Consider the following 5,898-nt stretch of genomic DNA (forward strand, 5'->3'; position numbering starts at 1 on the left):
CCATAGCTCGTAATTTTACACTCAATTTATACCGTGACCAAATGTTTAAAAATATGGCACAAGCTCAACGACTTTGTTCTTTTGGTCTAGACACGCTTAAGCAACTTTTTAGAATGAAATAGCCCTGCCTTCTCCCTGCTTACTGGTAATCGGTAAAGTATGAAGGGGCAACAAATGTAAATACCGATGGGGAATTAAAATTAAGCGATCGCACTCTGGAGGAATCTGCTGAATGATGTCATCAATGGATAGAATATCAGCTAGCTCATCTAGGCGGTTGCTTAGGTCGTTTTGCCAATTAGATTTTTCGGTGTAGTAGCTTTCCAGATATTTAACTACCCAATTTAGAAATTTGTATAAGTCTTGTGGCTCAGATTGCCAAACTATGGGCTGTTGAATTTGGTGGGTAAAGATGAACGTGAGCAGCTTATTCCCTGTAATGTAAAATTCTACAATGGCAGTGTTGTCATCTAAATTGTTCTGAAATTGCTCAAAGTTAAAGCTAGAACCGATAAGTAAATATTGGTCTTGTAAATCATTGCGCTGCTTTCGCAACTGTTGGAGACGTTGTGCTAGGGCGGTTTGATTTTCAGCTTTTCCCTGTTGGATTTGATATTGACCTGCCGCTATTTCATCCCTGTATTGTTCTAATTGAGTGGCAACATCTACAGGAAAGATGGTTTTCAGGTCACGGCTGAGAATCTTGTCAACTAAATTCTGGGTTTTGCTCCGTTCAACATATTCAATGGCTTCGGTGATATTAGTTAATTCTAGGCAAACTTCTACCATGCCTCCATAGACTTTATTCGATTCTTCAGCTAGTTTGGTCTTGTATTCTTCTACTCCAGAACCAGAACTAATTTCATCTCGCAGGAATTCTACGGTTTTAATGGCAGCATCAAAAGCTTTGTAAGCTTCCGATGAATTTTGAGCATCTCGGTAAGCGAAACCAAGGTTATTGTTAGTATTTAGATAATTTTGGGGAAATGCCTCAAAGGTTAATACTCTTAGAGCCTGTTGGTAACAAGCGATAGCTTCTTCACTATTCTGTGCTTTTTCCCCTTTTATTCGGTTACAGTAAGCAGCACCGAGATTATTTTTTGTATTTGCCCACTCATAAGGAAATTCCTCAAAGGTTAATACTCTTAGAGCCTGTTGGTAACAAGCGATGGCATCTTCACTATTCTGTGCTTTCTCCCCTTTGATTCGGTTACGGTAAGCATTACCGAGATTAGTTTGTATGATTGCCCACTCATAAGGAAATGCATCAAAAATGATGACTGTAAGAGCCTGTTGATAACAAGCGATCCCTTGTTCTATATTCTGTGCTTTCTCCCCTTTTATTCGGTCACCGTAAGCAATACCGAGATTAGTTTGTGTCCCTGCCCACTCATAAGGAAATTCCTCAAAGGTTCTAACTCTTAGAGCCTGTTGGTAACAAGCGATGGCTTCTTCAATATTCTGTGCTTTCTCCCCTTTTATTCGGTTAACGTAAGCAATACCGAGATGAGTTTGTGTCGATGCCCACTCATAAGGAAATTCCTCAAAGGTTAATACTCTTAGAGCCTGTTGGTAACAAGCGATGGCTTCTTCAATATTCTGTGCTTTCTCACCTTTTATTCGGTCATAGTAAGCAATACCGAGATAATTTTTTATCCTTGCCCACTCATAAGGAAATTCCTCAAAGGTTAATACTCTTAGAGCCTGTTGTAAACAAGCGATTGCTTGTTCTATATTCTGTGCTTTCTCTCCTTTGATTCGGTCACCGTAAGCAATACCGAGATTAGTTTTTGTATTTGCCCACTCATAAGGAAATGCCTCAAAGGTTAATACTCTTAGAGCCTGTTGTAAACAAGCGATCCCTTGTTCTATATTCTGTGCTTTCTCCCCTTTTATTCCCTTACAGTAAGCAATACCGAGATTAGTTTTTGTCGTTGCCCACTCATAAGGAAATGCCTCCAAGGTTAATACTCTTAGAGCCTGTTGTAAACAAGCGATCCCTTCTTCACTATTTTGTGCTTTATCACCTTTTCTTCCCTTACAGTAAGCAGCACCGATATTAGTTTTTGTCGATGCCCACTCATAAGGAAATGCCTCAAAAGTTAATACTCTTAGAGCCTGTTTTAAACAAGCGATCCCTTGTTCTATATTCTGTCCTTTCTTCCCTTTTATTCTGCAATAGTAAGCATGACCGAGATTATATTGTGTCTTTGCCCAATCTTCAGGAAAAGCCTCAAAGGTTCTGACTCTAAGAGCCTGTTGGTAACAAGCGATGGATTGTTCTATATTCTGTCTTTTCTTCCCTTTTATTCTGCAATAGTAAGCATGACCGAGATTATATTGTGTCGATGCCCACTTAAAAGGAAAAGCCTCAAAGGTTAATACTGTTAGAGCTTCTTGGTAACAAGCGATCGCTTCTTCAATATTCTGTGATTTTTCCCCTTTTATTCGGTCACCGTAAGCAATACCGAGATTATCTTGTATCGATGCCCACTCAACAGGAAATGCCTCCAAGGTTAATACTCTTAGAGCCTGTTGGTAACAAGCGAACGCTTGTTCTATATTCTGTACTTTCTGACCTTTGATTCGGTTAAGGTAAGCATTACCGAGATTACCTTGTGTCCTTGCCCAATCTTCAGGAAAATCCTCAAAGGTTCTGACTCTTAGAACTTCTTGATAACAAGCGATCGCTTCTTCTATATTCTGTGCTTTCTCCCCTTTTCTTCTTTGAGAGTAAGCATTACCGAGATTGTTTTGAGTCTCTGCCCATTCAACCGGAAAAGCTTCACGGGTGCGTACTTCTAAAGCTAATTGGAAGCAAGTGATCCCTTCTTCAATATTTTCGGCTTTCTGACCCTTTTTTCTTTGACAGTAAGCAGTACCGAGATTGTATTGAGTCTTTGCCCATTCAACTGGAAAAGCTTCACGGGTGTAAACAGTTAGGGCGACTTCATAACCAGTGATAGCAATTTCCATATTGCTGGCTTTGTCACCCAAGGGTAATTCTGCTACTATTGTGCTAAATTCAACAAGATCTGCGCTTAGGGATGTGGCTTGATCTGGTTTCGCTTCCGCCAGCTTACTTGTTGCCCAAGCCCGCAATTTTTCTGCTAAGGTCTGATTAAGTTTATCTATATTTGCTTCCAGTAATTTATCAACTACCTGGTGATCACCATTACTGTCTGCAATTGCTTTTAGTACCTGTAAGAGAAAGTCAAGTTGGGCATCAGATGTATTGTCAGCCATTGCCATCCACTGCTATACAATAGTTATTCAAAAATTCGACTTATTGAAAGCACCCTGGATTTACCAATCTTCCGCCATTGGCAAAACTGTCTGCTGCTATCCCTTAGGAAAAGGCAAGAGGCAGAACCTTGTAAATTATAACATTCCTAAGAAGTCAGAAGTCAGAAGTCTGAAGTCTGAAGTCTGAAGTCTGAAGTCTGAAGTGGGTAGTGCTGTATTAATATCTAACACACGAGTACCCATTAACCGCAAACGAGTACCCATTAACCGCAAACTAGTACTCGTTTATCACATACCAGTACTCGTTTCTCGTTAACTAGTACTGGTGTATAACAAACTAGTACTGGTGTATAACAAACGGGTACCCGTTTCTCACATACTAGTACTCGTTTCTCGTTAACTAGTACTGGTGTATAACAAACAAGTACTAGTTTTTCGTTAAACTGTACTAGTTTATCATTTAACAGTACTCGTTTATCAGTAACTAGTACTTGTTGCTAATCGAATAGTACTTTTGTATTAAAAACCGGTACTGTTTTGTTCTTAACGAGTACCATTTCCTCACATGGTAAGAGGGAATAGGGAATAGGGAGCAGGGAGCAGGGAGCAGGCAATAGGCATGCTAGCAATAGGCATGCTAGCAATAGGCAAGGTAAGCTATCAGCTAATAGCTATCAGCTATAGCGTTTCTAGGACTCATGAGGTACACATAACTGTTTGACTATTGGCTTTTGCTTCTTCTATCTTAGCTGCTCCCTGCTCCCGTCTTGATGCAGTCGCTCATGGGGGAAACCCCCAAGACCGCGCTGCATCGCTGCTTCCTGCTCCCTAAAAACCAGATATTTGTACCTCACCAGTCGTAGAATTGCTATAGCTGAATGCGACACCTAACCGGATGTTACTTATCCGTTAACTGGTTCAACCAATTGGTCAAATCCACTTCGGTTTCAAAATCTAACAACGCTTCTCCTAAATCCTCCAACTGCTCAAAGGATAATTTCTCAATTTGATTTTGTAATTGGGGATTGATTTCACCTAAGCGACGGTTAAGTAGACGCTTAATTAAATTAAGCTCATTGCGCTTTCCTTGTTCTAATCCCTGTTCTAATCCCCGTTCTAATCCCCGTTCTAATCCTTGTTCTAATCCTTGGCGAATAATTCGTTGATAAACTACTGACTCTTGCATCATATCCTCCCGAAAATAAGCTTGAATTAACTGCTCATCAAATTTCACTCCAGCCAACAGTTGCACGCAAGCAGATAGGTTACGCTGCTGTTGTCTATCTTCAATCATATCGATTCTGGCTGCTACTTGGGATAGCAAGGTTTCTGGCACTTCCGCTTGTGCTAATACTGCCAAGGGTAGTAATCCTGGGGTTGTTAGTAATGGTTGTGGATCACATTCCCAAATCCGAATCACCCGGTAGCGGAAGGATAGGTTCCTCTCAGTAAATTGATTCACAAATACTCCGGCTAATCGGGTTGGTTTCAGGAATATTATTACCTGTTCAATATCACAACGATACTGTCGATATAACCTGACCCAATAATCCAGCATCCGCAGGGGTAACGGAGGTTCAGATTGGGGTAGGGTTTGAAATTCCAAATGCAAGATAGCATCAGCAACTCGCACAAAAAACAAGGCATCTGCCCGAATTGGTTCTGTGCTTAATTCGGTGTTGAGAATTTCGATATCCTCTGCTAGTTCTTGGTTAAATAACCAACGGGTAAAGGCTTGGGGATATTGTTCAACTAGATATTTTAGGGTACTGTCGTAAGTCATTACACATCTGATCTAACTAAGTCAATTCTGGTTAACTAATCGAAAAGAGGGTTAAGAGCCACAAATTCGACGACTCGAACCTATCCCAAATCATCTTCAATAAAGCCAGGGTAAGGTATGTCGGAAATATTGGCGACTTAACTAACTCTTGAAATTCCCAGTAAACCCCGACAATCATTAACGGTATATCGGGGGATAATAACCAGGTTAAATGATTGCTATTGTTTGGTGATATTATTCTATTTTATCACAGTTTTTAGCCCTAATATTACTCAAGTTTTAGTTAATAATTTTAAAGTTTATTCGCTAATATTGGTAGTGTTTTATTGCAGTTAAATCTCTATTTGGCCAGGGGCAAATAGATTCAAAAGTCCCCCTTATTAAGGGGGATTTAGGGGGATATAAAAGGAATTAACCAAACTGCATGTGTCTGAAATAAACGCTAATGTATGCTTTATAACTCCTATGCAATAGTTTTTTTAACAAATCCTAAAAATACCAAAAAAAACTTTTTAAAACCCTTGACAAATAATTTTATAATTATTATAATAATCATTGTAAAATCAAGTTGTAATTATTCACTATGTCAGACAACTTTACTCGCAACTTCAAGAAAAAACCGACTCAGCACACTCTCAAAGGTCCTCGTGAATCAGTAATCAATAGTATCCATATGCTTTATTCCCTAGGCTATGCAGAAATCGCGGAGTGGACTCCTCTAGAGCCGACCGATATTCCAGGTGAAGGTGCGATTCGTTGACTATAAACCTTACCCTACAAGGGTTTTGGGGGATTAGCCGCCTGGTCTCAGGAAACTGAACCTTGACAACTTGATAACCATGATGGTGAAAATCCATCCCTCGTGAAAT

3 protein-coding genes are annotated in these 5,898 nt (G+C 39.9%); 1 reads left to right on the forward strand and 2 read right to left on the reverse strand.

Features of this window, described 5'->3' with window-relative positions:
* Positions 1–108: 108 nt before the first annotated feature.
* Together F6K49_RS34215 and F6K49_RS34220 are read right to left on the reverse strand one after the other, a co-directional pair.
* Positions 109–3,246: a tetratricopeptide repeat protein gene (locus tag F6K49_RS34215; RefSeq protein ID WP_293103814.1), complete on the reverse strand. Its 3,138-nt coding sequence runs from the start codon at positions 3,244–3,246 to the stop codon at positions 109–111.
* Positions 3,247–4,144: 898 nt separating this feature from the next.
* Positions 4,145–5,029 carry an Rpn family recombination-promoting nuclease/putative transposase gene (locus F6K49_RS34220; RefSeq protein WP_293029626.1) on the reverse strand — a complete coding sequence of 295 codons (885 nt, stop codon included), beginning with the start codon at positions 5,027–5,029 and terminating at the stop codon, positions 4,145–4,147.
* 583 nt (positions 5,030–5,612) lie between these two features.
* On the opposite strand from F6K49_RS34220, the gene F6K49_RS34225 reads away from it, so the two are divergent.
* A complete protein-coding gene (locus tag F6K49_RS34225; RefSeq protein ID WP_293029629.1) occupies positions 5,613–5,789 on the forward strand; it encodes a hypothetical protein in 177 nt (58 codons plus the stop codon).
* Positions 5,790–5,898 lie beyond the last annotated feature (109 nt).

It is taken from the genome of Moorena sp. SIO3I6 (genome assembly GCF_010672095.1).